This is a genomic window from Bradyrhizobium sp. USDA 3650 (assembly GCF_054057395.1).
The window spans coordinates 7,047,973-7,072,167 of the sequence record NZ_JBSRZG010000001.1; the positions used below are offsets into that span (position 1 = coordinate 7,047,973).

Below are 24,195 nucleotides of genomic sequence, written 5' to 3' on the forward strand. Positions count from 1 at the left end.
GCGGTTGCGGGGACATGCGACCGGCAATTCCCGCTCGATTTCGCGCGGCCGGATTGAAACTTCCGGCTCCTCGGAACGTAATCTTTTGTGCTAATCTTCATCGCCTCTGCGAGGATCCCGGCATGAACCCGATCGACCTGGTGGTGACTGTGTGTGCGGTGCTCTCGCCTGCGACCTGCGAGGAGCAGCATCTGGTGTTCAACTACGCGGGGTCGCCGACGCAATGCGCGATGGCTGCGCCGCCCTATATCGCGCAATGGGTCGGCGACCATCCGAAGTGGCAGGCGGTGCGGTGGCGCTGCGAGTATCCGCATCCGAATGACAAGGCCTAAGCGCTGCGCTGCCTTGCTGGTTACGACGGGCCGGGGTCCTCATCCTGAGGAGCTTGCGAAGCAAGCGTCTCGAAGGATGGCCGCGGGCGACAGACGGGCCTGCATGGTTCGAGACGCGCGTTCCGCGCTCCTCACCATGAGGGGAAAACGCTCGTAACGCAGCCCGCGCTACTTGCTGCAGTCCTTCAGATCCTTGTCGGCGATCGAGAACACCGCATCCGCCTTGATCTCGATGTCGCGCACGATGCACTGCCGTGCATTGGGATAGCTGACCCTGGCGTCGTAGCGGCCGGGCTCGACGCCGGTGATGCGCAGCCGCTCGTCGTGGTCGACCTCCTTGTCCTTGTCGTTCAAGCACTGGTTCGGCCCCCACTCGGTCTTCCCGGCCGGCGAGAGCTGGAAGCCGGAGATCGTCTCCGTCGTCAGATTCCAGAGCCGGATACCCTTGCCCTTGGACTGCGCGAGCGCCGCGCCCGGCATCGCAACCAACAGGATGCCGATCGCTATCAGCGTACGCCGCATGGTGAACCTCCCGCGAAGATGTCGTTGGTCCAGTTGACCATGAGTTCTCATTTCGATTCAAGCTGCAACGCCGCGAGCTCGGCCCTGATCCTGCCGAGCTGGGCCTCGCTGCGCTCCGCGCGCGGGATGGCAATCGGCACCTCGCGCACGATGCGCGCCGGTCGCGGCGACAGCAAGAACAGGCGGTCGCCGAGCCGGATCGCGTCATCCAGGCTGTGGGTGACGAGCAACGTCATCACCGGACGGCGCGCCACCAGCGTCGCGATCTCGTCGCGCAAACGGCCGGCGAGTGCGTCGTCGAGCGAGGCGAGGGGCTCGTCGAGCACGAGCAGGTCGGGCTCCACCGCAAAGGCGCGGGCGAGCGCGACGCGCCGGGCGAGGCCGAGTGACAATTCGCCGGGAAAATGACTGCGATGCGCCTCCAGCTCCAGGATCCTGAACAACTCGGCGAGCTTGGCGTCGGTCACATCGGGTGCCGCAAGCCGCACATTCTGCTCGACCGAGCGCCATGGCAGCAGCCGCGGCTCCTGGAAAACCATGCCGATCCGCGCTTCCGGCGGGCGCGAGACGCGTCCCTCGAAATCGCGGTCGAGCCCGAGGATGATGCGCAGCATCGTGCTCTTGCCGCAGCCGGACGGACCGATCAGCACGCCGACCTCGCCGGATTGAAGCGCGAATCTGACCGGCGCGAGCACCTCCTGCGTTCCGCCCGCGGCACTCATGAACGTCTTGCCAGTGATATCGACCTCAAGCCGCACGGGGTCGCCACCGTGTCGCACGGGCTTCGAACGGTTGCACCAGCGCGGTCTCGATCACGAGCACGACGGCGGCGAAGGTCAGCGAATAGGCCAGCAGCCGCGGCGTGTCGAACAGCTGGAAGGCGACGCCGATCTCGAAGCCGACGCCGTTGGGTCGCCCCAGGAGTTCGGCGACCAGCACGATCTTCCAGACCAGCGACAATCCGGAGCGGGCTGAGGCTGCGATATAGGGCGCCAGTTGCGGCAGCACGACGTGGCGGAAGGCGCGCCAGCGCGGCATCGCGAACACGCTCGCCATCTCGTCGAGCGAGCGGTCGAGCGCGCGCGCGCCCTCGCGCAGGGTGACGATGGCCGTCGGCAGCTTGTTGATGGCGATCGCCGCAATCGCTGCGGCCTCGGTGAGCCCGGCCCAGATATAGGCGAGCACGATCACGACCAGCGCGGGCAGGTTCAGGAGCAGGATCAGCCAGGGATCGCCGAGCCGGTCGGCGAGCTTCACTCGTCCCATCAGATAGCCGATGGCGCTGCCGAGCGACATCGCCAGCACGAAGGCGAGGCTTACGCGGGCAAGCGTGGCGCCGAGATGCAGGAACAGCGCGCCGCTCGATGCTTCCGCGATGACGACGTCGAGCACGGCGGGCGGGGAGGGCAGCTTTGCGGCGCCGACGAACAGGGCGGCAATCCACCAGATCGCGAGTAACAGGGCAAACGACAGAAGACGCAGCACCTCAGTCTCCGGGAACTGCGTGATAGAACGTGCCGGGCTCGAGTTCAGCGGCCGAGCCAACGAGGTCGCGTCCGCCAGTCTTGGCCAGCACGCGGTAGAGCACGCGCGCGTCCTTTTCTTCGTCATCGATGCTCCGGCGCGGAATGCCGTCGCGATAGCGCTCGCGATAGGTCTTGAGCAGGGTGGCATCGCTGGTGCCGGTGAGCGGCGCGATCTTGTCCCAGGCCGCATCCGAGGTCACCAGCAGCTGCTTGGCCTTGCGGGTCATCGCGATGAAGCGCGCCACGGCCTCGCGATGACTTGCCGCCCAGCTCTCGTCGAAGACATAGCCGACTGCGGAGACGGCGCCCTTGGCGCCGAGCTTCGGCAAAATGTCCTCGATGCCGGCGAGGCGTCTAAAACCCTTCGCCTCCAGCTGTGCGCAGAAATTCCAGAAGTTGAGGCTTGCATCCATCTCGCCGTCGAGCGCCTTGGCGCCGATCAGGGGCGGAGCCCCATAGACGATGGTTGCCTCTGATTTCAGGTCGATGCCGTCCTGCTTCATGCGCGCCTGGAGCAGCAGCCAGCTCTTGTCGATGGGACCACCGCCGACGGCGAGCTTGCGGCCCTTCAAATCGGCGAGCGACTTGATCGGCGAGGAGGCCGGCACCATCACAGCGCCGAGCGCGCTGGAATAGGGATAGAAGGTGAGCTTGGCGCCGAGCGTGCGCTCGCGCGATACCCACAGCCAATCGGACAGGATGATGTCGGCATTGCCGGCGCGCAGGGCGATCTTGCCGGCCTCGGGGCTCGCAAGCTCGGTGACGTCGAGCGACAGGTCGGCCTCCTTGTCGAGGCCACCGGCGCGGATCGCGGCCAGCTCCCACGAGAATGTTCCGGTCTTCTGCACCGCAAGGCGGATCGTATCCGCGGCGCGGCCGGGCCCGGCTAATGTCAGCGCCAGCGTCACCGCAAGTGCCAATGATCGACCAATTGCTCTCATCACCTTGTGAGCCGTTTCCTCAGACAGAGTGCTTTTCAGGACAATAGGCATAGCATAGCTTCCGTCGCAACCAGCGGGAGGACGCGCATGAATCTGGCCGGACAGCTACGACCGATTGTCGCCGCATTGGCGGTGTGGGCTGCGACCGCGCTCGCCGCGCAGGCTGAAGGGGCCAATGATTATCCGACGTCGGCGCGTGCCGAGTATGTCTATGGCTGCATGAAGGCCAATGGCGAGAGCCGGCAGGCGATCGAGCAATGTTCCTGCTCGATCGACGTGGTGGCCTCGATCGTGTCCTATGAGCGCTACGTCACCGCAGAAACCGCGCTCAGCATGTCCCAGGTCCGCGGCAATCTCGGCGTCCAGTTCCGCACCTCGGAGCAGGCGAACTCGGCCGTAAATGATTTGCGGCGTGCGCAGGCGGAAGCCGAGGTGAGGTGTTTCTGAGCCAGCGCCGCGCAGATGGTGCGCCTTCTCCCCTTGCGGGAGAAGGTGGCGCGAAGCGCCGGATGAGGGGTATGTCGCCGCGAATACTATCGCAAGAGAGTAGCTCGCGGAGGCAAACCCCTCACCCAAGCGAATTTTTGTCTACCAGCGGTGCTGCCCTCTCCCACAAGGGGCGAGGGCACAGCCATCCGCAGCGCGTTTGACTTTGAAGGGGGCGGGAAGTTAGCGCGCTACGTCCCCGGCTTCTCCACGTCCCACTCGTTGCGGAACACGTGACCATCGGTATCCTTGGCTTCCGCGCGAAAACGCCTGGCGCCGTTGGACACATAGGTGAAGCGCAGATTGGGATCTTCCGAGATCGAGATGCCGCCTTCCATCGAGAGCACGGGGCTGTCGTCCTGCGTCAGCTTGAGCTGGTTGACGAAAAAGGCGGGAATGTAGAGCTGCGTGACCTGGTCCATCTGCAGCCCGGAATTGTTGGGATGGCCGATCATGATCTGAGCCTCCCGCATGCGGCTCGCCGGGGCCTCCTCGCGCGCGAATTGCCGGTAGCGCATCTGCCCGAGCCGGTTCTGGGCTTCCTCGGCATTCTTCCCCGCCGGTGCCGAGCAGCCGCCGGAAGCCTTCACATAGACTTTCGAGACGTAGAGCTGTCCATCGCTGAGCTCCGCCACCGCATGGACGTCGGTGTAATTGTTGACGCGCACCCGCGTCGAGATTTCGGTGACGTTGGCATCCGGCCCGAGCTCGAACTTCGCCGCCATTGGCGCGGGATTACGATCGATCACCAGCGTGATCGAACGGATGCGGCGGGCATCGCCAGGCGAGAGCTTGCTGCGCAGGGTGACCGGCACGATGGCCGCGTCCTCGGCGCGATACGGCATTTCGATGCCAATGACATTGCCGCCGTCATTCATCGGACGGTTGCTGAAGATGTCCTGCACCAGGCCCGGCCAGGGATCGTAAGCCTCTTCCGCCTGCGCCGGCACGGCGAATGCAATGCCGAGGAGCAGGGCGATCAGAGGCAGTCGGCGCGTGCATCCCGTCATGGTCATGGTCCCGCGGACGAAGCAACGTTTCGCGCATCGTAGCGCGTCCGCTACTCCCATTCAATTTCCGAAAATGCTGCGGTTGCGTTGCGGGCATTGTAGTCGTCGAACAGCTCCCAGTGCGGCCGTTCCGAGGCGGCGGCCTTGTCTGCGGCGGTTCGGATCGGCTCGCCCTTCTTGTTCGATGCCCGGACGTCCGCCAGCAGTGCCATCAGATAGCGCCGCTCATCGGTCAGCGCCGTAGGCCATTCGCTCACGGGGCCGTGACCGGGAACGACGCGCTGCGCCGGAATGATCTCGAGTTCCGCGAGGGTGCCGAGCCAGCCGCGAATGCTGCCGTCCATCACCGGAATATGGCGCAGGAAGACGAGGTCGCCAGTGAACAGCGTCTTCGTCATCTCATCGAACACCGTCAAATCATTGTCGCTGTGCCCGGCCGGCCAGGCCCGCAAGGTCAGGCGGCGTGCGCCGAGATCGAGCGTCATTGTGTCCGCGACGAGCATTGTGGGCGGCACGATCTTCACGGGAGATATCAATTCGTCGCCCATGATGCGCCTAAAATTGTCGAGATAATACGGCCCGCGGGCAGCGAGCGCCCGCGGCAGCCTGCTGTGACCGACGAAAATGGTATCCCCGACTGCGAAGGCCGCATTCCCGAAAACATGGTCGGGATGGCCGTGGGTGTTGATGACGTAGCGGATCGGCTTGCTGGTGCGGGCCCGCACCGCCGCCAGCAGCGCCTCGCCCTCGCGAACGCTACCGCCGGTATCAATCACGGCCACCGCGTCCTCGCCCACGATGAAGCCGACATTGGCGATGTCGCCCTCATTCTCGCGGGTCATCAGGGCGATGGTCCCGGAGTGTACGAATATTCCCGGCGCGACTTCGCTTACAGGCAATTCGGCCGCTGCGGCGCATGCTAGCGTCGCTGTCCCCAGCAGGGACATGGCTGCGATCACGAGAGCAATGCGAGACACTTTTCCGCCTCAGTTCAAAGGTTGTGCGCATTGCACTGCAACAAAGAAAGCCAGCACACAGTCTGGCAAAACATGGCGTGTCATGCGTTGCATGGCTAGCATTCAAACAAGCCCAGGAGGAAGCGCGATGACGGAGGCCGGACGACATCGTCGCTGGTTGTTTTCACTGAGTATCCTGGTTGCGTCTTGCGCGTTCGGCGATGTCGCCATCGCGCAGACCAACGAGACGGGTGACCTCTCGTTCGAGCTGGTCGATCCCAAGGTGCTGCGCGTCTGTTCCGACCCGCGCAATCTGCCGTTCTCGAACGAGAAGGGCGAGGGGTTCGAGAACAAGCTTGCCGAGCTGTTTGCGGACAAGCTCCAGAAGAAGCTCGACTATGTCTTTTTTCCGCAAGCCACCGGCTTCGTGCGCATGACGCTCGGCTCGCATCGCTGCGACGTCATCATGGGCTTCCCCCAAGGCGATGACCTCGTGCAAGGCACCAATCCCTATTACCGCACGAGCTATGCGCTGGTCGCGAAAGCAGGCAGCGGGCTGGAGGAGGTCGACACGCTCGAGGATGCCAGGCTGAAGGGCAAGCATGTCGGCATCGTCGCCGGCACGCCGCCTGCCACCAACATGGCCATCGCGGGACTGATGGGCGATGCAAAGCCCTATCCGCTGATGATCGACACGCGCTACGACAATTCGGCGCAGGCAATGATCGATGATCTCACGGCGGGCAAGATCGACGCCGGCGTGCTCTGGGGACCGATGGCAGGGTTCTACGCGAAGAAGGCGGGCTCGCTTCATGTCACGCCCCTGGTGAAGGAAACCACCGGGCCCAAACTGGTCTATCGCATCGGCATGGGCGTGCGTGGCGCCGACCAGAACTGGAAGCGGCAGCTCAACAAGCTGATCCAGGAGAACCAGGGCGAGATCAACAAGATCCTGCTCGATTTCGGCGTGCCGCTGCTAGACGAGAGCGATCGGCCGCTCGGCGCGGAGACGGCCAAGAAGGCACCATGACATGAGGCGGCGCGTTGTCGCTGCGCTGGTCGCCGCCGTGCTGATGGCGCCGGTCGTTGCGCAGCAGCAGGAGCCGTTCGAGCCCGAGGGTTATCGCACCGACAATTACCGCGCGCCTGTGCCGGCGACGCTGGGCGGCGCGCGCGTGCTGTCGACGTCAGAAGCCGAGGCGATCTGGCACGCGAAGAGCGGCGCCTTCATCGACGTGCTGCCGCGCGCGCCGAAGCCGAAGAACCTTCCAGCGGGTACCGTCTGGCGCGAGGCGCCGCGCAAAAACATTCCGGGCAGCATCTGGCTGCCGGACACCGGCTACGGCACGCTGCCGCCCGCCATGGACGATTATTTCCAGCGCGGCCTCGCGCGTGCGTCGCGCGGTGATAAGGCCGCGCTGCTCGTGATCTACTGTCTGGCCGATTGCTGGATGTCCTGGAACGCCGCCAAGCGCGCGCTCGCGTACGGCTACTCCAACCTCGCCTGGTATCCCGATGGGACCGACGGCTGGGAGCGCGCCAAACTTCCGACCGAGGAGGCGCAGCCCGAGCCGCGGCCGGAGCAATAGGCAAGCTGCATCGCCTAGGGCAGCTGCGCTCCCTCGCCCCGTTCTTACGGGGAGAGGGTTGGGGTGAGGGGCCTCTCTCCGCAGATTGAATCCGTCAAGGGACCTGTACCCCCTCACCCGGAATCCGCGCGGCGCGCGAATTCCGACCTTTCCCCGCAAGCGGGGAGAGGTGAAGGCAACACTACTGCTTCTGCAGCTTGGTCAGCGTGCCCGTGCCGCTATTGTCGGTCGCAGAGTAGCTCACCCTGTCGCCGGCGTGGACGGCGTCGAGCATCGCGGCATCCTTGGCCTTGTACTCCTGGAGCGCGCCGGCGCCGCCTGCGCTGCCGCCGACCGTGCCCTTCTGCGTCTGCTGGATGGAAATCGTGCTGTTGAGCCGATCTATCCGGGTGACCATTCCGGTCAAATCGTCAGCGAATGCGCTGCTTGCGAGCATGCTGATGGCCGCAGCGCCTGCGAGGATAAATTTTGTGGTTCCCATCGAGGCCTCCCGATGCCTTGGATTACCCATCGACAAGACATCCTAGATCGATTTGGTTCCGGCATATAGCACAGGTTAATGATCGCAATGGAGGCGCGGGAACCTGCCGCAAGCGGTCAATGAGGCTGACGCTATTCCATTTCCTGCTGGATCACGCGTCCGAGCGCAAACAGCCGCTGGTCGATGGTGGTGGGAACCTCGCAAACGAACCGCACCACCTTGTGGCGGTCCTCGAAAATGCGGGTCTTCCAGATCAGCTCGTTGCTGAGCGCATCGACCTTGGCCTCGTCGCGCGGCGTGGCGCCCTGGAGCGCCTGGAGCTGTACACTCTCCTCGCGGATCTTGTCGGCGGCTTCGCGCTGCTTGCGGCTGACGCGTTCCAACCCGCTCATGACCTGCGAGCGTTGAGCGTTGAGCGTGTCGAACAGGCCTGCGAACAGCAGTTTCGCATTCGCGGTCTTGTCGGCCGCGGAGCCCGCCAAAAACTCCCTCACCAACTTCTCGGCTTCGTCCAGCGGCGTCTTGCGTGCCGACAATTTGGCGACCAGCGCGCTGACTTTGGCGTCGTCCTTCCACTTGTTTTGCACGTCGTCGAGCGAAGGGCCGGCCCAAACGGCCGCGAGCGAAATTTCCGGCACTTTGGCCTGCGTGCAGGGCCAGTCCGGATAGCGCGGATCGGCCGCGCGTGCCGCCGTGCCCGCGACTGCGAGCATCAGAGCGGCCATGGCCAGAACCCGAACCGTCATCCTTCGCCTCCCGCAGGGCCCCGTCGCGCCAGCCCGCGCGAGGGATCATAGGCCAGAATCGCGCCGATCATGAAGACGATTGTGCAGGTCGCGACCACCGCCAGCGAAATCCAGTTGATTTGCCCGTACAGCGCGAAGCGGATCAGCTCGACCGCGTGGGTGAACGGATTGACCTCGCAGAGATAATAGAGATAGGGGCTGCCCTCCTGCACCCGCCAGAGCGGGTAAAGCGCCGAGGAGGCGAAGAACATCGGGAAAATGACAAAATTCATCACGCCGGCAAAGTTCTCCAGCTGCTTGATGCCGGAGGAGATCAGCATGCCGAGCGAGCCCAGCATCAGTCCGGACAGGATCAGTGCCGGCAGTACGGTGAGATAGCCGATCGGAGGAGGCGTGATGTCCCAGAACCAGGCGATCAGCAGGAAGGCATAGACCTGGAGCAGCGACACCGCGGTGCCCGCGAGCAGCTTGCAGAACAACAGGTAGCCGCGCGGCAGTGGGCTGACCAGCAGCGTGCGCATGTTGCCCATCTCGCGGTCATAGACCATCGACAGCGAGGACTGCATGCCGTTGAAGAGCTGGATCATGGCCATCAGTCCGGGCGCAATGAAGACCTCGTAGAGGATGTAGGTCTCGTAGGGCGGGATGATGGAGATGCCGAGCACCTGACGGAAGCCAGCGGCGAAGATGAACAGCCACACCAGCGGCCGCACCAGCGCCGAGACGAAACGCTCGCGCTGGTGCAGAAAGCGCAGGCCTTCGCGCCAGACGATGCCCGTGAGACAGGTCATGTATTCGGCGGCCGAGAAGCCGCGCGGCGCCTCGCGCGTGGTGATGCTGCTCATGCGCCGCCACCCGGCAGGGTCTGCGCGCCGGTCAGGCGCATGAAAGCGGTGTTGACGTCCTGCGCGCCGGCTTCCGCGACGACGCGGCTCATCGGTCCCTGCGCCAGCACCTTGCCCTGGTGCAGCACCACGAGATCGTCGCCGGCCATGATCTCGTCGAACAGATGCGTGGCCCAGAGCACGCCGATGCCTTGCTCGTTCACGAGCTGGCGCACATGGCTGATGATGTCGGCGCGCGCCTTGACGTCGAGGCCGACGGTCGGCTCGTCCAGCAAGAGCAGGCGCGGCCGGTGCAGCAGGGCGCGTGCGATCTCCAGCCGCCGCATCTGCCCGCCCGAGAGATCGCGCACCTTGCTGCTGGCGCGCTCGGTAAGGCCGATGCGGCTGAGCAGCTCGGCGGCTCGCGCGCGCGCCTCGCGGCGGCTGATGCCGTGGAGTGCGGCGTGATAGAGCAGGTTCTGCGTCAGCGACAGATCGAGATCGAGCGTGCGCGGCTGGAACACGACGCCAAGCAACCGCAGCGCTTCGCCGGGGCTTTTGCCGACGTCATGGCCGAAAATGCCGACGCGGCCGGACTGGATGCCGAACAGCCGTGTGGTCAGCGAGAACAGCGTGCTCTTGCCCGCCCCGTTGAGGCCGAGCAGGGCCGTAAAGCTCGCGGGCTGTACGTTGAAGGACACGTCCATCAGTGCGCGGCGCTGGCCATAGGCGTGGCTGACGCTGTCGATCGACAACGCCGGCACCGCTGCCGGATCGGGCCGTGGCGTCTCGCGCTGTTCGGAGATGGGAGCAGGGTTGGTCATGGCGCGATCGTGATACCCCAGGGCAGTTCGCCCACTTGAATGGTCTTGATTACCTTTTGCGCGGCGACGTCGATGACGGAGACGTCGTTCGACACGCCGTTGGTGGTCAGCAGAAATTTTTCGTCCGGCGTGAATGCCATGTGCCAGACCCGTTGTCCGACCAGCAGATATTTCGTCACCTTGCGCGAGGCGGTATCGACCACGGCGATGCGGTTGGCGGGTCCGAGCGCGATGAAGGCGGTCTTGTCGTCCCGGGTCATGCCGATGCCGACGGGCTGGATCGCCTCCTTCCTCAACCCCGGAATCTCGAAATTGATCTTGCCGGTCACCTCGTGCTTTCCGGGGTCTATGATCGAGACGGTGCCGCCGATCTCCGAGGACACCCACAATTCGGAAGCGTCGTGCTTGAATTCGGCAAAGCGCGGTCGCGCGTCGACCAGCACGTTGGCGACGATCTGGCGCGACGACGTGTCGATGAAATGCGCCATGTTGGTGGTCTCGGACGTGTTGATCAACGTCTTGCCGTCCGGGCTGATGGTCATGCCCTCGGGCTCGACGCCGACCTGGATGTCGCCAAGGCGGGCGCGCTTCTCGAGGTCGATCACGGTCACCGTGTTGTCGTTCTCGTTGGCGACATAGAGGACCTTGCCGGCGGCATCCTGAGCGAACAATTCCGGGTCGGGCCCGGAGGGCAGGCTGTCCACCACGGCTTGCGTCTTGGCGTCGATCATCTGGATGGTGTCGTCGTCGCCGACCGCGACCATCACGAACTTGCCGTCGCGCGTGAAGTCGATGCCGCGCGGGCGCTGGCCGACCTTGATGGTCTTGGTCACCGTCCAGCTGTCGGTGTCAATCACCGACACCGTGTTGCTCTTCTCGTTCGAGACATAGGCGATGAACGCATGCGCCGGCGCTGCCGCCAGCGCCAGTCCGGACAGCAACCCAACACGCCACGCGCGCAACATCTTCTTCCTCACTTCAGCTTGCATTTGCTCTCCGGGCGGTCATAGCCGAGCGTGTCGAGCTCGGAGACTTGATGCAGGAAACCTTCTTGCGGCGACACCGACACCACCATGCGGCCGTCGACCAGCAGGATCGGCTGACGCAGCTGCAGGTTCCAGTCGCGCAAGGTCAGCTTGGTGCCCTTGAAGGCGGCGACCGAAAAATCCGGCCCCTTGATGAAATCGGTGACCTTCTTGACGTCGCCGGAATTGGTGCGCGAGGTGGCCTCTCCGATCATGCGCACGGCCGTCCAGGCCTGCATGTCGAGCGCGGTCATCCGCCGCGCATTCAGCTTGACGAAACGGTTCTGCATCTGGATCGCGCCCCACTGGTCTTGCGCGGCGTCCCAGCTCCGCGGCACCAGCCCGGCAGAGCCCGCGACAGGCCGCGGATCCCAGGTGCGATAGGGCAGGTAGGCGCCGAACACCTCGCTCTCGTCAGCGGCGACCAGCACATCGTAGGCCGGAGCCTGTTGCGTGAATACCGGCATCTGGCGCTGGATCAGCGTCACGCCCGAGTCTGTGCGGCGCGCGCCGCCTTTGTCTTCGAAGCTGCGCTCCTGCACGATCTTGGCGCCGAACCGCGTCGCGGTGCGCCGGAGCGCATCTGCGAACAGCCTGTCCTCGTCATGCGAGCCGACCACGAGCAGCCAGCGCTTCCACTGCTTCCACACCAGATACTGACCGAGCGCATCCGCCAGCATCGCGCGCGTCGGCGCGGTGTGGATGACGTTGGCACGGCAATCGGCCTCGCGCAGCCGCTCGTCGATCGCGCCGGCGTTGAACAGCAGCGTGCCGCGCTCGCGCAGGGCGTCGGCGACTTTCAGCAGCGCGTCGGCCGGCAGGTCGGCGATGATGAAGCCGTTGCGTGCGGCGAGTTCGGTCGCGGCCTGCACGGCATCCTCGCCCTCTTTGATACGCCGCTCCTCCAGCGCAAAGCGCTGGTTGAGGAACTTGCCGGTGGTGTTGTTGTCCTCGATGGCGAGGCGTGCGCCGGCGACGCCGTCATTCTCCGCGGGCTGCTCGACCAGCGACAGCGTCGATCTGGTACCGGCGATTCCGAGATAGCCGACGCCGATCATGACAGGGTCGGCCGCGAGCGCGCTCGTCGCAGCAACACCTAGGCCGATCAGGCCGACCAACCATCGGATCATGTTTCCTCCAGATGTTCTCCCCGGCTTGACCGCCGATGGAGAATTGTCTCTGCTAAAGCATGACCGATTTGTCAGGCCATGCAACCCCGCATTTCGTCCTCACGCTGCCACGCTGGGAATCACGATCATGCGAGCGCTGATATGTTTCGTCGCTTTGCTGTTGACGGGCTCGGCCGCATTCGCCGATCCGCCGAAACTCGCCGTGTTCGATTTCGAACTGATCGACACCAGCCTGCCCGGCGAGTTCTACGGCTCCAAGCCCGAGGAGGCGCGGCTCGACCTCATCAGTGAGCAGTTGCGCAAGGCACTGGTCGAGTCAGGCAGGTTCCAGCTGCTCGATATCGCGCCGATCCGGGACGCGGCCCGTCACGCCAATCTGCAGGCCTGCGGCGGCTGCGACCTCAAGCTTGCCGGACAGTTGGGTGCCGACCTGGAAATCACCGGCATGGTGCAGAAGGTCTCGAACCTGATCATCAATCTGAACATCTACCTGCGCGACGTGAAGACCGGCAACATGATCACGGCCGCGAGCGCCGACATGCGCGGCAACACGGATGAATCCTGGACGCGCACGATGAGCTATCTGATCCGCAACCGGTTGCTGGCACCGAACTACGGCAAGCCGGAGTAGGTTCTTCTCTCCGCGTGCGCCGCTGCACCCTCTACCCTTGTGGGAGAGGGTGGCTCGCCGCGTAGCGGCGAGACGGGTGAGGGGTCTCTCTCCCCGAGTCTAACTCTCATTCGAATTCGCGGTGAGATACCCCTCATCCGGCGCTTCGCGCCACCTTCTCCCGCAAGGGGAGAAGGAAGAAAGCTCACCCTTTCAATCTCTCCGCATGCCAGTGCAGATGGTCGCCCATGAAGGTCGAGATGAAATAATAGCTGTGGTCGTAGCCCGCCTGCCGCCGCAGCGTCAGCGGAATGTTGGCCTTGTTGCAGGCGGCCTGTAGCAGCTCCGGCTTGAGCTGCTCCTTGAGGAAATTATCGGCCTCGCCGACGTCGACCAGAAAGCCTGAAAATTTCGCGCCGTCCTCGATCAGCGCCACCGTGTCGTGGCTGCGCCAATTGTCCTTGTTCGGCCCGAGATAGCCGGTCAGCGCCTTGATGCCCCAGGGCACGAGCGACGGTGCCACGATCGGCGCAAAGGCGCTGGCCGCGCGAAAACGGTGCGGGTTGCGTAGCGCGACCGTCAGCGCGCCGTGGCCGCCCATCGAATGGCCCATCACCGATTGGCGCTTCGCATCGACCGGAAAATTCTCCGCCACGAGTTTCGGCAGTTCGTCGGTGACGTAGCTCCACATCCGATAATTGCGTGAAAACGGTTCTTGCGTCGCGTCGACATAGAAACCGGCGCCGAGGCCGAAATCATAGGCATTATTCGCATCGCCGGGCACGTCGGGGCCGCGCGGGGAGGTGTCGGGCGCGACGAAGATCAAGCCGAGCTCGGCGCAGGCCTTGCGGAATTCGCCCTTCTCGGTGACGTTGGCGTGCGTGCAGGTGAGGCCGGAGAGATACCAGACCACGGGCAGCTTGGCGCCCTGCGCGTGCGGGGGAACATAGACCGAGAACGTCATGTCGGTTCCGGTCGCCTGGCTGGCATGGCGATACACGCCCTGTACGCCGCCATAGGATGTATTGGTCGAGACAGTCTGGATCGTCATGCCGTTATGCTCCGTGGCATCAAACCACATCAGGATTGCAACGCTTGTGTGACCGAATTCGTGGCGGCGGTCAGGCCACGCCGCTGTCGATCGCCAGCCGCACCAGCTCGACAGAGGTTTTCACCCCGAGCTTCTGGCGCATGATGGACGAAGTGTTCGCGACAGTCTTGTAGGACGACTGCACTAGCCAGGCGATCTCGGACAGGCTCTTTCCGGCGCTGAGTAGCCGCAAAATCTCCATCTCGCGCGCGTTCAGCTTCGACAGCGGGCTTTGCGCCAGCGCGGGTCCCGCAAAGGCGATGCTGCGCGCGATCGCGCTTGGCAGATAAGTGCCGCCGCTGCCGACGGTGCGGATCGCCTCGACGAGATCGTCGGGGTCGCCGGTCTTGGAGACGTAGCCCTTGGCGCCGCACTCGATCGCACGCGCCGCGAAAGCTGGATCGTCGTTCATGCTGAACATGATGATTCGGGCCTCGGGCGCGCGCTCGAGGATGCGGCGCGCGAGCTCGAAGCCGGACACGGTCGGCAGGTTGATGTCGATGATCGAGAGGTCGGGGCGCTCGACGATGAAGACGCACTCGCCGTCTTCGGCGTCGGCGGCCTCCAAAATCTCGATCTCGCCCTCGTCGGCCAGCACGGCACGGCAGCCGGAGGCGACGATAGGATGATCGTCGACGATCAAAATGCGCATAGGCGTTCCTCGCGACAGCGTCTTGGCCTGTTTCGCGCCCGGCCGGGATTGCTGTACGCTTGCGATTAGATATCGGGCGCTTCGCCTCTGTCAACGTTATCGGACAGGCGCAGGCCGATCCTTCGCGGGGCACGGGCGATACCAATGTGGCAAAATCTATCCTTGCGTGGGCGCATCAACCTGCTGCTGGCATTGCTGCTGGCGCTGGGGCTCGCCGTCAATATCGGCCGCCAGGTCGCGGAAGCCGGGCCGCGCGTGCAGGCCGAGGACCAGAGCGTGATCCGGCTCGCGCGCGAATTCATCGAGATGATTGTGGCGGATCTCAACGAGGCGCCCGATCCGGATGCCAGGCTGAACCAGATCGCACGCGACCTCAGCCGCCTGCGCCATGTCAGCATCGCGCTTCGGGACGAAGCGGGCAGTCCGCTGACGCAGCCCCGGACCGACGCCGACGACGACACCCGCGCGCCGCCGGCCTGGTTCGTCAGCCTGGTGCATCCCGAGCAGACCGCGGTGAGCGTACCCGTCTCGATCCATGGCAAGCCGGGTTCGCTGCTGATCACTTCCCATCCCGATGACGAGATCGCCGAGATCTGGGACGCCATCGTGACCCAGCTCGAGGTCGGCTCTGTGATCGCGCTGGCGCTGTTCCTGGTGATGATGAATGTGATCGGCCGGGCACTGGCGCCGCTCCAGTCCCTTGCGGATGTCATGGCCGAGCTCGAGGACGGGCGCTATCAGGCGCGCGTCGCGCCGGGCGGCGCACCGGAGCTCGCCGCGATCTGCACCAAGCTCAACCATCTTGCGGCAACGCTCAGCGAGGCGATCGAGGACAAGCGGCGCCTCGCCGAGCGAACGGTGTCGCTCCAGGACGTCGAGCGCAAGGAGATCGCGCGCGAGCTCCATGACGAGTTCGGGCCATATCTGTTCTCGCTGCGCGCGCATGCCAGCGCGCTGGCGAAGCAGGCGGACGGACGCGCCCCGAGTGCGGAGGCCGTGCGAAAACACGGCAGTGCCATGCTGGAGCAGATCAACGCGCTTCAGCAGTTCAATCGCCGCGTGCTGGAGCGTCTCCGGCCCGTCGGCCTTGCCGAGCTCGGCCTGCGCCAGGCGCTGGAATCGCTGTCGCGGCTGTGGCGGGAGTCGCATCCCGATGTCACCATCGAGACCGCGATCTCGCCGGCGCTTGGCGTCACCGGGGAGACCGCCGACCTCACCATCTACCGCATCGTGCAGGAGGCGCTCACCAACGTGTTCCGCCACGCCGGCGCGACCTCGGTCAATGTCGTCATCGAGCCGGTGGCGCAGGCGGCAAGCGATGGCCGCGGCTGTGCCCGGGTACGGGTCAGCGACAATGGCCGTGGCATGGAGCCGGGCCAGAAGCTCGGCTTCGGCCTCGTCGGCATGCGCGAGCGGATCCTAGCGCTGGGCGGCACGCTCAACGTCGTCTCCGGCGACGGCGGTCTGACGGTCGAAGCGCTGGTTCCGACGGCGGCGTCCTGATCGCGTCGGGAAGAATTCCCGATTTTCTCGGGAAAATTGGTGCGGATACGGCCCGACCTTTTGTGGCTGGCGCACGCGTCCCTGCCGATTACACTCGTCTCGACCAACCGGCGAAAATCAAAACAGCCGGTGGCCACGGATGGGAAGGCTGGGATGGGCGATCGTGTTCGGTTCAAGCGTTTTGGGTTCAAGCCTCTTGGGTTCAAGCGTCGTTTGGTGATGGCCTCGGTTTCGACCGGGCTGGTGTCGGGGTTGATCTTCGCGATCCCGGCGGGGGCCGCGCAGGACGAGGAAACCAACGTCCAGAACCTGCCGCCGGTCGAGGTGACGGCGCCGCCGCCGTCGACGGCGCGGCGCACCGCGTCGTCGCGTCCGGTCGCGCACATCGGGGCACCATCATCCGCCAGCCCCAGGACGCGCCTCTACGTCTATCCGACCGCGCCGGGTACCGGCAGAGGTCTCGACGTCGACAAGGTCCCGTCGGCGATCAACGCCGTCGACGCCAGCCAGATCAAGCGCACCGGCTCGATGAACATCACCGACGCGCTTCGCGACAACATCGCCGGCGTCAACATCAGCGAGGTCACCGGCAATCCATTTCAGCCGGATGTCGAATTCCGCGGCTTCGTTGCCTCGCCGGTGACGGGCACGCCGCAAGGCCTCGCCGTGTATCAGAACGGCGTCCGCATCAACGAAGCCTTCTCCGACGCCGTCAACTGGGACCTGATCCCGACCGCGGCGATCCGGTCGGTGACGCTCGTGACCAACAACCCAGCCTTCGGCCTCAACGCGCTGGGTGGCGCGATCAATTTGCAAATGAAGGATGGTTTCACCTATCAGGGTGCGGAGCTCGATCTCATGGGCGGCTCGTTCGGCCGCATCCAGGGCTCGGCGCAATGGGGCAAGACGGTCGACAAGAACTACGGCGTCTATGCCGCGCTCGAAGGCCTGCACGACAGCGGCTTCCGCAATTTCTCCCAATCGGACGTGCGGCGCTTCTACGGCGATGTCGGCTACAAGGCCGGCGACAGCGAATTCCACGCCAACATGGGCGTCGCCAAGAACGATTTCGGCGCCAGCGCCACCGTTCCCGCCGAGCTGCTCGACAAATATTGGGGCGCGACCTACACGACACCGCAGACCACCTCCAATCGCGTCGGCTATCTCAATCTGACCGGCAAGGTCGATGCGACGCCGACCTGGACGCTCGAAGGCACTGCGCATGTGCGCAGGTACGAGCAGAAGCTCGTCGACGGCAATCCGACCGACGCGCAGGAATGCACCGATCCGGGACTCGCCGGCCTTCTTTGCTTCGGCGACGGCGCCACACCGGCAAACGGCGTGAACGGCCTGCCGCTTGCCAATCCTTTCGCATCCGGGACCATCCTCGGCGAGATCGACCGCAGCTCGATACGTTCGACCACCTTCGGCGTGTCGGGGCAGGCCACCAATACCGATCAACTGTTCGGCCACGACAACCGCTTCGTGATGGGCGCCACCTATGACGCCAGCGTCACGCGCTATAACGCCACCGCCGAAATCGGCACGATCGGAGAAAACTACGTCGTCAGCGGCAGCGGCCTCTTCCTGGGGCCGACCGGCGTGCCTGAAACCGTTGCCGGCCCCGTCTCGCTGCGGACCGTCAATCAATATAACGGCCTGTACGCGATGGACACGTTCAATGTCACGGATGCGTTTGCCGTGACGGGCGGCGGCCGTTTCAACGTGGCGCGCATCACGCTTGAGGATCAGCTCGGGGCCGATCTCAACGGCGATCACACCTTCACCCGTTTCAATCCGGTGATCGGCGGCACCTACAAGATCACGCCGGGGTTGACGGCCTATGCCGGCTATTCCGAGGCCAACCGCGTTCCGACGCCGCTCGAGCTCGGCTGCTCCGATCCTGCCCGTCCCTGTCTCATCGCCGCGTTTCTCGTCTCCGATCCGCCATTGAAGCAGGTCGTGTCCAAGACCGTGGAAGCGGGCCTGCGCGGCAGCAGGGAGCTGAACATCGGCACGCTCGGCTGGAAAATCGGCGGCTTCCGCGCCACCAATTACGACGACATCGTCGCGATCCCCGTGCCCGGCCGCACCGGCTTTGGCTATTTCTCCAATGTCGGCCGCACCCGGCGGCAAGGCCTCGAGGCCGAAATCAACATCAAATCGCCGACGGTTCAATTCCAGGCGAGCTACGCTTTCGTCGACGCGCGCTTCCTCGACGCGTTGTCCATCGGCTCCAACAGCCCGTTCGCCGATGGTGACGGCAACATCCAGGTCTCGCCCGGTAACCAGCTCCCCGCGATCCCGCGCCATCGCGTCAAGGTCGGCATCGACTATGCCGTCACCGACGTCTGGAAGGTCGGCGGCAATGCGCTGTTCGTCTCCAGCCAATATCTGGTCGGCGACGAGTCCAACCAATATGCGAAGCTGCCGTCCTACACCGTGTTCAACCTGCACACGTCCTACCAGGTAACCAAGAACTTCCAGCTCTACGGCAAGATCGACAATATCTTCGACAAGCGCTACGCGACCTATGGACAGTTCTTCGACCGCGAAGCCGTGCCCAACTTCACCAATGGCGGTGCCGAGTTCACCGACCCGCGCTCGCTCAGCCCTGCAAGGCCGCGCGCCTTCTATGCGGGAATGCGGGTGACGTTCTGATCTGGCTCTCAAGCCCGGTCCATATGGGATGACGAGGAGCCCGGTTTGCGCCGGCGCGGCGTGCCGCCACGGGTGTGTTCTACCTCAAGCCGATTGACTCGTTGTTCATGTTTTGTTCTTATGCTGCTCGTCCAGCCAAGGGAGCGAGCCATGGACAACCGCATCAACGAAATTCGCAGGATCATCAGGGCGTTACGCGTCAGCATGCGTGAGGCCGAGGCGATCATGCATGAGCAGATCAACAGGGACGAGGACTGCAGCTTCGTCGCAGGCGAAGTCATGAAGATGCGCACGGTGATGAGCGGGCTCGTTAAGGAGCGGGCCGCGCTGGGAGACACGGACCCAATCGTCGTCGCCAGCCTCTTCGTTCCCCGCCATCGGCCGATGCCATCGCGCGTCGGTGTCGAGAAGCGCCGTCTTGTTCCGCCGCGAGAGATGGCACGGGCATGAAGGGGGAGAGGCCGACCTACTTCTCCGACATGCAGGAGCCGCCGGAATTTCTGAAGGCGCTTCATCATGCGCGGCGCCTGTCCTGTCTGGAGGGTTGGTGCCGCATGCACATCGAGGCCATCCAGGTTGCGATTGATCAGTACGCGGAAGCGGCTCTCGGTAACCGGGAGTTCTTCCTCAACAAGCCGCACAGCATCGGCGAGAATCGGAGAAGCGGTGATGTGCCGTAACAGCGGCGCATGTCGGCGTATCGACCTTCGAAAGGTCCGATGATCCCGCGCGCCGGCGAAGCTTGGCGTCGCGTTGTTTTACCGATCGGAAACCATAGCGAATGATCCTAAAATTGTAACGAAACTGTTCGGCTGTCTCTGCGTCGGTTCGTCGGAGGGCCCGTCCGATGACAGAGCGCCAGTTGAGAGAGCAGGAATTCCAGATTGCGCGTTACGCGGCATTTGGAGCGCGAAGTGACCGATCCACTTGCCGCGTGTCTGCTTCACAGCATCATTGAAGACCTCGAAGCCGAGCTGCGCAGGAATAGTCCGGATTGGCACGGGCCGCGCGATTAACGCTTTGTTAGCGCTGATCGTGTCGATGATGCGCGAGGGAATACCAGGGGAGACTGCTCCCGTGTTGAAGGACGGCACCTATGCGGCGTGGTACAAGACGCCGCTCGATCAAGGGACCGGGATCGTCCATGTCGCAGACGGACAGATATGGGGCTGCGACAGCCTGATGACCTATCACGGCTCTTGCAAGGTCGACGGCGATCGCTTCACCGCCACCGTGTCGACGAGGCGCCATACCGACGGACGCGCAACGGTGTTCGGCGTCGACGATGAGCTCACGCTGGACATCGAGGGAAACTGCCCGGGCAAGGTCGCGACTTACACGGCGACAGCAGCGCAAGTGCCGGGAATGATCCTTCAGGGTACGCTGATACTGACGGAACAGCAGGCGCCCGCGCCCGAACGAAGCCGGCAGATACCGCCGTTCAATCCCGACAAGCTGCCAAAGTTGCCGAAGCGCTCACGCTGATCGCGGAAGCCGCCGTCGTCAAGCAGTTCACTGTGAATACGAAAGCTGATCTTCCGTGACGACTCGCTCGATTTTCTCAGACTTGCACTTGATGCGGTATCGGAGACGTCCGTCGGCCTCGATAGGCATATGCTGGACGATGGTGTAAATCATCGGCGGCTCAGTTGCGGCACGTCCTTGTGGGCCTTGGGGCTGGTGGCGAACGTCTTCATTCAGCTTGTAGGCATACGACATATATCTACCTCGAATTCACAGTGGCTCTGACGCGAGGTCAGTCGTTGTATCCCTGGCAGGACAGGCGCTTGGTCAAGCGGAAGAGGTGACCACGGTCTCGTGCGGTCAAACCGCGTCATAGTCAGTCGTTCTCTTGCTTGACCGGTGCGGACAGACAATCGCCCAGAGCGGAGCGGCGATTGTTGCACCATACGCCATATTTTCGAACTTTGGTCGTAATTTCCGAGCGGTTTATGGCATTCTGTGAGCCTACGGGCCCTCGTTTCGAGAGGAACTGACAACTTCCTCGCCGGATTGGGCTGGTATTTCGGCTTTGGGGTAGCTCTGCCGACAATTGCCGTGGCCCCTTTCGGACAACTTTGTCGCATTCTGCAATCCTGCATCCTCAGCCTACGGCTCGCCCGCTTCTCAAACGACCCGCGATTCGCCATGGTGCCGCCGAAAGAGCATCACCCCGGAGCACTATCAATGTCGGACAAGGTCTCGCGCCGCCAGTTCGCCACGCTGGCGGGATTGTCCGCAGCCGGCATCGCCAATCCTCTTACGGGGGCGGACGCCAAGCCCGCATCGCCGCCACGGAGCGGGGACGGCTTTCCGGCGGGCTTCGTCTGGGGCACCGCGACCTCGTCCTATCAGGTCGAGGGCGCCGTCAACGAGGACGGGCGAGGGGCCTCGATCTGGGACAAGTTCGTCCGCATCCCCGGCAAGATCGAGGACGGCTCGACCGGCGACCGCGCCAACGAGCACTATCACCGCTACAAGGAGGACATCGCGCTCATCAGGGAGCTCGGTTGCAAGGCCTATCGCTTCTCGGTGGCCTGGCCGCGGCTGTTTCCGGACGGCGATGGCAAATCCAACCCGAAGGGGCTCGACTTCTACAACCGCCTGGTCGACGAACTCCTCAAGAACGGCATCGAGCCGTGGCTGACGCTTTATCATTGGGACCTGCCGCAATCGCTCCAGGACCGGTTTGGCGGTTGGCGCTCGACGGAGACCTGCAAGATATTCGGCGATTACGCGGCCTATGTCGCCGAGCACCTGACCGATCGCGTCAAGAACGTCTTCACACTGAACGAGAGCGGTCGGTTCGTCCATTTCGGCTACGGCATCGGCATCGACGCGCCCGGCGTGACGCTGCCGCAAGCCGAGGTCAACCAGATCAGGCACAATAGCGCACTCGCGCACGGGCTCGCGGTGCAGGCGGTACGCGCCCATGGCCGCCGCGGCACCAGGGTGGGGCCGGCCGAGAACATCGATGCCTGCGCCCCCGCGATCGACACGCCGGAGAACGTCCGTGCCGCCGAGATCGCGCTGCGCGAGATGAACGCCGGCTATCTCAACGTCATCATGACGGGCCAGTACACCGACGCCTTCCTGAAGTTCGCGGGGCGCGACGCGCCGAAATACACCGATGCCGAGCTGAAGATCATATCTTCGCCGGTCGATTTCCTCGGCCTCAACATCTACGCGCCGCAGAACTACGTGGTGGCGTCCGACCAGGGCGCGGGCTTCATGCCGCTGCCGATCCCGAAATCGTTCCCGCACATGAATTCGGACTGGTTGCGCGTCGGCCCCGAGACGATCTACTGGGTGCCGAAGCTGGCGGCGAAGATCTGGAAGACGGATGCGATCTATATCAGCGAGAACGGCACCTCCGGCGACGACGTCGTGACGCCCGACGGCAAGATCTACGACACCGACCGCATCATGTATTTGCGCAACTACCTCGCCCAGCTCCAGCGCGCCACCGCCGAAGGCGTGCCGGTGCGCGGCTACTTCCTCTGGAGCCTGATGGACAATTTTGAATGGGTGTTCGGGCTCAACAAGCGTTTTGGGCTCTACCACGTCAATTTCGACACCCAGGTGCGTACGCCGAAACTCAGCGCCAGCTTCTATCGCAACGTGATCGCGAAGAACGCGGCGGGGGCGTAGCGGCGTCTCTTCGCCTCTCCCCGCTTGCGGGGAGAGGCCGGATTTTACGCGCAGCGGAAAATCCGGGTGAGGGGGAGTCTCCGCGAGTCCGTCTGTCACCGTCTTTTTGAGGCAGCCCCTCACCCCAACCCTCTCCCCGTAAGAACGGGGAGAGGGAGTGCAGCGCCGCGCATTGACTCCACTCTCTGCCTTATTCAAAACCGTCCTCAACCACTCATAACAAGAGGACACGCCAATGACCGATGCACTCATCATCGATGCCTGCCGGACCCCACGGGGCGTCGGCAAGGCCGGCAAGGGCGCACTCTCGGGCATTCATCCGCAGCAGCTGGGAGCAACCGTGCTGCACGCGCTCGCGACGCGCACCGGCATCGACACCGCCGATGTCGACGACATCGTCTGGGGCTGCAGCGCGCAGGTCGCAACGCAAGGCGGCGATCTCGGCCGCATGTCGGCGCTGGATGCCGGCTACGACGTGCGCGCGAGTGCCGTGACGCTCGACCGTTTCTGCGGCTCCGGCATCACCAGCGTCAACATGGCCGCGGCCTCGATCATGTCGGGCACGGAGGACCTCGTCGTCGCCGGCGGCTGCGAGATGATGTCGATGGAAGGACGTCGCGGCGGTGGCCCGATGATGATGGACAATGGCAATCTGCGCCTGCGTGCGCGGCATCCGCAGTCGCATCAGGGCGTCTGCGCCGACGCGATCGCGACGCTGGAAGGCATCACGCGAAGGGACGTCGACGCGCTCGGCCTCGAAAGCCAGAAGCGTGCCGCGCATGCGATCGCGAACGGCCACTTCAAGAACAGCCTCGTTCCGGTGCATCGCGAGGACGGCAGCCTCGCGCTGGACCATGAAGAATATCCGCGGCCGCAGACCACGATGGAAGGGCTGAGCGCTTTGAAGCCCGCATTCCCCGCGGTCGCCGACCATGCGCTCGACGACAAGGGCACGACCTATCGCGGCCTGATCCTGCAGAAGTACCCCGAGCTCGAGATCGACTTCATGCACCACGCCGGCAACTCGTCCGGCGTGGTCGACGGCGCGGCCGCGATCCTGCTGGCGTCGCCGGCTTATGCCAAGGCGCATGGCCTGAAGCCGCGCGCCCGCGTGGTCGCGATGGCCAACATGGGAGACTCGCCGACCTTGATGCTGAACGCGCCGGTGCCGGCGACGCGCAAGGTGCTGGCGAAGGCGGGGCTGACCGTGGACGACATCGACCTGTTCGAGATCAACGAGGCCTTTGCCGTGGTTGCGGAAAAATACATCCGCGACCTCAAGCTCGATCGCGCCAGGGTCAACGTCAATGGCGGCTCGATCGCACTCGGCCATCCCATCGGCGCCACCGGCTCGATCCTGATCGGCACCGTGCTCGACGAGCTCGAACGGCGCGACTTGAAGCGTGGTCTCGTCACCATGTGCGCGGCCGGTGGCATGGCCCCGGCCGTCATCATCGAGCGTATCTAGCGCGAGCGAAGCTCGTCGCGCTCTGTAAAGAGAAGCTCGTCGCGCTCTGTAAAGATAAGGGAAGAAAAGTCCCCGCGATCGCCGCATCACGACGATCTAGGCTTATTTTCCAGGGTGAATCGCGACCGGACTCCGACAAAGAGGCCGGTCGTCGCTTGTCGAAAGCAT

General features: G+C 64.2%; 26 protein-coding genes. 12 read left to right on the forward strand and 14 right to left on the reverse strand.

Translation table 11 applies throughout. From position 1 onward, the window contains the following. The first annotated feature begins 122 nt into the window (after positions 1 to 122). On the forward strand, positions 123 to 332 hold the full coding sequence (locus ACVIN2_RS33085; RefSeq protein ID WP_027566545.1) for a hypothetical protein: 210 nt from the start codon (positions 123 to 125) through the stop codon (positions 330 to 332). A gap of 168 nt (positions 333 to 500) precedes the next feature. Here the strand turns inward: ACVIN2_RS33085 and ACVIN2_RS33090 are convergent, their stop codons facing one another. From ACVIN2_RS33090 to ACVIN2_RS33105, 4 genes are read right to left on the reverse strand one after another with little or no spacing between them, the layout of a single operon-like run. Then, entirely contained in the window at positions 501 to 854 is a 354-nt protein-coding gene (locus tag ACVIN2_RS33090) for a hypothetical protein (protein ID WP_456768807.1), read from the reverse strand. Positions 855 to 901: 47 nt separating this feature from the next. Further along, positions 902 to 1,612 (reverse strand): ABC transporter ATP-binding protein, encoded by a 711-nt coding sequence (locus tag ACVIN2_RS33095; protein ID WP_456768808.1) that lies wholly within the window; start codon positions 1,610 to 1,612, stop codon positions 902 to 904. Then, positions 1,602 to 2,339, reverse strand: a complete 738-nt coding sequence (locus ACVIN2_RS33100) for an ABC transporter permease (RefSeq protein WP_456768809.1) — start codon at positions 2,337 to 2,339, stop codon at positions 1,602 to 1,604. Before ACVIN2_RS33100 ends, ACVIN2_RS33095 begins: the two co-directional genes overlap by 11 nt. A gap of 1 nt (position 2,340) precedes the next feature. Then, positions 2,341 to 3,321: an ABC transporter substrate-binding protein gene (locus ACVIN2_RS33105; RefSeq protein WP_456769848.1), complete on the reverse strand. Its 981-nt coding sequence runs from the start codon at positions 3,319 to 3,321 to the stop codon at positions 2,341 to 2,343. An 87-nt stretch (positions 3,322 to 3,408) separates the two neighbouring features. Between ACVIN2_RS33105 and ACVIN2_RS33110 the strand changes: the two genes are divergently transcribed. After that, the gene (locus tag ACVIN2_RS33110; RefSeq protein WP_456768810.1) at positions 3,409 to 3,768 is read left to right on the forward strand and encodes a hypothetical protein; all 360 of its coding nucleotides are present in this window, start codon (positions 3,409 to 3,411) and stop codon (positions 3,766 to 3,768) included. Between the two features lie 230 nt (positions 3,769 to 3,998). Here ACVIN2_RS33110 and ACVIN2_RS33115 read toward each other — a convergent pair whose 3' ends face one another. Together ACVIN2_RS33115 and ACVIN2_RS33120 are read right to left on the reverse strand one after the other, a co-directional pair. Continuing rightward, positions 3,999 to 4,817, reverse strand: coding sequence for a quinoprotein dehydrogenase-associated SoxYZ-like carrier (locus ACVIN2_RS33115; RefSeq protein ID WP_007612951.1), 819 nt, complete (start codon positions 4,815 to 4,817; stop codon positions 3,999 to 4,001). A 50-nt stretch (positions 4,818 to 4,867) separates the two neighbouring features. Then, entirely contained in the window at positions 4,868 to 5,794 is a 927-nt protein-coding gene (locus ACVIN2_RS33120; RefSeq protein WP_456768811.1) for a quinoprotein relay system zinc metallohydrolase 2, read from the reverse strand. A 127-nt stretch (positions 5,795 to 5,921) separates the two neighbouring features. On the opposite strand from ACVIN2_RS33120, the gene ACVIN2_RS33125 reads away from it, so the two are divergent. Together ACVIN2_RS33125 and ACVIN2_RS33130 are read left to right on the forward strand one after the other, a co-directional pair. Continuing rightward, the gene (locus tag ACVIN2_RS33125; protein WP_007601397.1) at positions 5,922 to 6,803 is read left to right on the forward strand and encodes a substrate-binding domain-containing protein; all 882 of its coding nucleotides are present in this window, start codon (positions 5,922 to 5,924) and stop codon (positions 6,801 to 6,803) included. 1 nt (position 6,804) lies between these two features. Continuing rightward, on the forward strand, positions 6,805 to 7,362 hold the full coding sequence (locus ACVIN2_RS33130; protein ID WP_456768812.1) for a PQQ-dependent catabolism-associated CXXCW motif protein: 558 nt from the start codon (positions 6,805 to 6,807) through the stop codon (positions 7,360 to 7,362). Positions 7,363 to 7,543: 181 nt separating this feature from the next. Here the strand turns inward: ACVIN2_RS33130 and ACVIN2_RS33135 are convergent, their stop codons facing one another. The 6 genes from ACVIN2_RS33135 to ACVIN2_RS33160 all read right to left on the reverse strand — a co-directional run bounded on the left by ACVIN2_RS33135 (position 7,544) and on the right by ACVIN2_RS33160 (position 12,392). Then, entirely contained in the window at positions 7,544 to 7,843 is a 300-nt protein-coding gene (locus ACVIN2_RS33135; RefSeq protein WP_456768813.1) for a copper-binding protein, read from the reverse strand. Between the two features lie 131 nt (positions 7,844 to 7,974). After that, positions 7,975 to 8,589 (reverse strand): hypothetical protein, encoded by a 615-nt coding sequence (locus tag ACVIN2_RS33140; RefSeq protein ID WP_456768814.1) that lies wholly within the window; start codon positions 8,587 to 8,589, stop codon positions 7,975 to 7,977. Next, entirely contained in the window at positions 8,586 to 9,434 is an 849-nt protein-coding gene (locus ACVIN2_RS33145; protein ID WP_456768815.1) for an ABC transporter permease, read from the reverse strand. The genes ACVIN2_RS33140 and ACVIN2_RS33145 overlap by 4 nt, the downstream gene beginning before the upstream one ends. Continuing rightward, positions 9,431 to 10,237 carry an ABC transporter ATP-binding protein gene (locus ACVIN2_RS33150; protein WP_456768816.1) on the reverse strand — a complete coding sequence of 269 codons (807 nt, stop codon included), beginning with the start codon at positions 10,235 to 10,237 and terminating at the stop codon, positions 9,431 to 9,433. Before ACVIN2_RS33150 ends, ACVIN2_RS33145 begins: the two co-directional genes overlap by 4 nt. Then, positions 10,234 to 11,226: a YVTN family beta-propeller repeat protein gene (locus ACVIN2_RS33155; protein WP_456768817.1), complete on the reverse strand. Its 993-nt coding sequence runs from the start codon at positions 11,224 to 11,226 to the stop codon at positions 10,234 to 10,236. The genes ACVIN2_RS33150 and ACVIN2_RS33155 overlap by 4 nt, the downstream gene beginning before the upstream one ends. Next, a complete protein-coding gene (locus ACVIN2_RS33160; RefSeq protein WP_456768818.1) occupies positions 11,211 to 12,392 on the reverse strand; it encodes an ABC transporter substrate-binding protein in 1,182 nt (393 codons plus the stop codon). Before ACVIN2_RS33160 ends, ACVIN2_RS33155 begins: the two co-directional genes overlap by 16 nt. A 127-nt stretch (positions 12,393 to 12,519) precedes the next feature. Here ACVIN2_RS33160 and ACVIN2_RS33165 point away from each other — a divergent pair, with 127 nt between their 5' ends. After that, positions 12,520 to 13,023: a DUF3280 domain-containing protein gene (locus ACVIN2_RS33165; RefSeq protein WP_456768819.1), complete on the forward strand. Its 504-nt coding sequence runs from the start codon at positions 12,520 to 12,522 to the stop codon at positions 13,021 to 13,023. Positions 13,024 to 13,207: 184 nt separating this feature from the next. Here the strand turns inward: ACVIN2_RS33165 and fghA are convergent, their stop codons facing one another. Both fghA and ACVIN2_RS33175 read right to left on the reverse strand, forming a co-directional pair. Beyond that, a complete protein-coding gene (gene fghA / locus ACVIN2_RS33170) occupies positions 13,208 to 14,053 on the reverse strand; it encodes an S-formylglutathione hydrolase (RefSeq protein ID WP_456768820.1) in 846 nt (281 codons plus the stop codon). 70 nt (positions 14,054 to 14,123) lie between these two features. Then, positions 14,124 to 14,744, reverse strand: a complete 621-nt coding sequence (locus ACVIN2_RS33175) for a response regulator (protein ID WP_007612921.1) — start codon at positions 14,742 to 14,744, stop codon at positions 14,124 to 14,126. Between the two features lie 144 nt (positions 14,745 to 14,888). Here ACVIN2_RS33175 and ACVIN2_RS33180 point away from each other — a divergent pair, with 144 nt between their 5' ends. The 7 genes from ACVIN2_RS33180 to ACVIN2_RS33210 all read left to right on the forward strand — a co-directional run bounded on the left by ACVIN2_RS33180 (position 14,889) and on the right by ACVIN2_RS33210 (position 24,027). Then, the gene (locus tag ACVIN2_RS33180; RefSeq protein WP_456768821.1) at positions 14,889 to 16,247 is read left to right on the forward strand and encodes a histidine kinase; all 1,359 of its coding nucleotides are present in this window, start codon (positions 14,889 to 14,891) and stop codon (positions 16,245 to 16,247) included. A gap of 153 nt (positions 16,248 to 16,400) precedes the next feature. After that, positions 16,401 to 18,908 (forward strand): TonB-dependent receptor, encoded by a 2,508-nt coding sequence (locus ACVIN2_RS33185; RefSeq protein WP_456768822.1) that lies wholly within the window; start codon positions 16,401 to 16,403, stop codon positions 18,906 to 18,908. A 150-nt stretch (positions 18,909 to 19,058) separates the two neighbouring features. Further along, positions 19,059 to 19,358, forward strand: coding sequence for a hypothetical protein (locus ACVIN2_RS33190; protein ID WP_456768823.1), 300 nt, complete (start codon positions 19,059 to 19,061; stop codon positions 19,356 to 19,358). Next, positions 19,355 to 19,588 carry a hypothetical protein gene (locus ACVIN2_RS33195; protein WP_007601418.1) on the forward strand — a complete coding sequence of 78 codons (234 nt, stop codon included), beginning with the start codon at positions 19,355 to 19,357 and terminating at the stop codon, positions 19,586 to 19,588. Before ACVIN2_RS33190 ends, ACVIN2_RS33195 begins: the two co-directional genes overlap by 4 nt. 397 nt (positions 19,589 to 19,985) lie before the next feature. Beyond that, positions 19,986 to 20,393, forward strand: coding sequence for a hypothetical protein (locus ACVIN2_RS33200; protein WP_456768824.1), 408 nt, complete (start codon positions 19,986 to 19,988; stop codon positions 20,391 to 20,393). Between the two features lie 702 nt (positions 20,394 to 21,095). Further along, a complete protein-coding gene (locus ACVIN2_RS33205; RefSeq protein ID WP_456768825.1) occupies positions 21,096 to 22,559 on the forward strand; it encodes a GH1 family beta-glucosidase in 1,464 nt (487 codons plus the stop codon). A 235-nt stretch (positions 22,560 to 22,794) separates the two neighbouring features. Next, positions 22,795 to 24,027: an acetyl-CoA C-acetyltransferase gene (locus ACVIN2_RS33210; RefSeq protein ID WP_456768826.1), complete on the forward strand. Its 1,233-nt coding sequence runs from the start codon at positions 22,795 to 22,797 to the stop codon at positions 24,025 to 24,027. The last annotated feature ends 168 nt before the right edge of the window (positions 24,028 to 24,195 follow it).

Bases quoted from the DNA above. Each gene is read 5' to 3' on its own strand.
- ACVIN2_RS33085 (WP_027566545.1), top strand. From the start codon at position 123: ATGAACCCGATCGACCTGGTGGTGACTGTGTGTGCGGTGCTCTCGCCT.
- ACVIN2_RS33190 (WP_456768823.1), top strand. From the start codon at position 19,059: ATGGACAACCGCATCAACGAAATTCGCAGGATCATCAGGGCGTTACGC.
- ACVIN2_RS33105 (WP_456769848.1), bottom strand. From the start codon at position 3,321: ATGAGAGCAATTGGTCGATCATTGGCACTTGCGGTGACGCTGGCGCTG.
- ACVIN2_RS33155 (WP_456768817.1), bottom strand. From the start codon at position 11,226: ATGCAAGCTGAAGTGAGGAAGAAGATGTTGCGCGCGTGGCGTGTTGGG.
- ACVIN2_RS33205 (WP_456768825.1), top strand. From the start codon at position 21,096: ATGTCGGACAAGGTCTCGCGCCGCCAGTTCGCCACGCTGGCGGGATTG.
- ACVIN2_RS33160 (WP_456768818.1), bottom strand. From the start codon at position 12,392: ATGATCCGATGGTTGGTCGGCCTGATCGGCCTAGGTGTTGCTGCGACG.
- ACVIN2_RS33175 (WP_007612921.1), bottom strand. From the start codon at position 14,744: ATGCGCATTTTGATCGTCGACGATCATCCTATCGTCGCCTCCGGCTGC.
- ACVIN2_RS33210 (WP_456768826.1), top strand. From the start codon at position 22,795: ATGACCGATGCACTCATCATCGATGCCTGCCGGACCCCACGGGGCGTC.
- ACVIN2_RS33110 (WP_456768810.1), top strand. From the start codon at position 3,409: ATGAATCTGGCCGGACAGCTACGACCGATTGTCGCCGCATTGGCGGTG.
- ACVIN2_RS33140 (WP_456768814.1), bottom strand. From the start codon at position 8,589: ATGACGGTTCGGGTTCTGGCCATGGCCGCTCTGATGCTCGCAGTCGCG.
- ACVIN2_RS33180 (WP_456768821.1), top strand. From the start codon at position 14,889: ATGTGGCAAAATCTATCCTTGCGTGGGCGCATCAACCTGCTGCTGGCA.
- ACVIN2_RS33130 (WP_456768812.1), top strand. From the start codon at position 6,805: ATGAGGCGGCGCGTTGTCGCTGCGCTGGTCGCCGCCGTGCTGATGGCG.
- ACVIN2_RS33090 (WP_456768807.1), bottom strand. From the start codon at position 854: ATGCGGCGTACGCTGATAGCGATCGGCATCCTGTTGGTTGCGATGCCG.
- ACVIN2_RS33135 (WP_456768813.1), bottom strand. From the start codon at position 7,843: ATGGGAACCACAAAATTTATCCTCGCAGGCGCTGCGGCCATCAGCATG.
- ACVIN2_RS33195 (WP_007601418.1), top strand. From the start codon at position 19,355: ATGAAGGGGGAGAGGCCGACCTACTTCTCCGACATGCAGGAGCCGCCG.
- ACVIN2_RS33185 (WP_456768822.1), top strand. From the start codon at position 16,401: ATGGGCGATCGTGTTCGGTTCAAGCGTTTTGGGTTCAAGCCTCTTGGG.
- ACVIN2_RS33150 (WP_456768816.1), bottom strand. From the start codon at position 10,237: ATGACCAACCCTGCTCCCATCTCCGAACAGCGCGAGACGCCACGGCCC.
- ACVIN2_RS33125 (WP_007601397.1), top strand. From the start codon at position 5,922: ATGACGGAGGCCGGACGACATCGTCGCTGGTTGTTTTCACTGAGTATC.
- ACVIN2_RS33115 (WP_007612951.1), bottom strand. From the start codon at position 4,817: ATGACGGGATGCACGCGCCGACTGCCTCTGATCGCCCTGCTCCTCGGC.
- ACVIN2_RS33145 (WP_456768815.1), bottom strand. From the start codon at position 9,434: ATGAGCAGCATCACCACGCGCGAGGCGCCGCGCGGCTTCTCGGCCGCC.
- ACVIN2_RS33165 (WP_456768819.1), top strand. From the start codon at position 12,520: ATGCGAGCGCTGATATGTTTCGTCGCTTTGCTGTTGACGGGCTCGGCC.
- fghA (WP_456768820.1), bottom strand. From the start codon at position 14,053: ATGACGATCCAGACTGTCTCGACCAATACATCCTATGGCGGCGTACAG.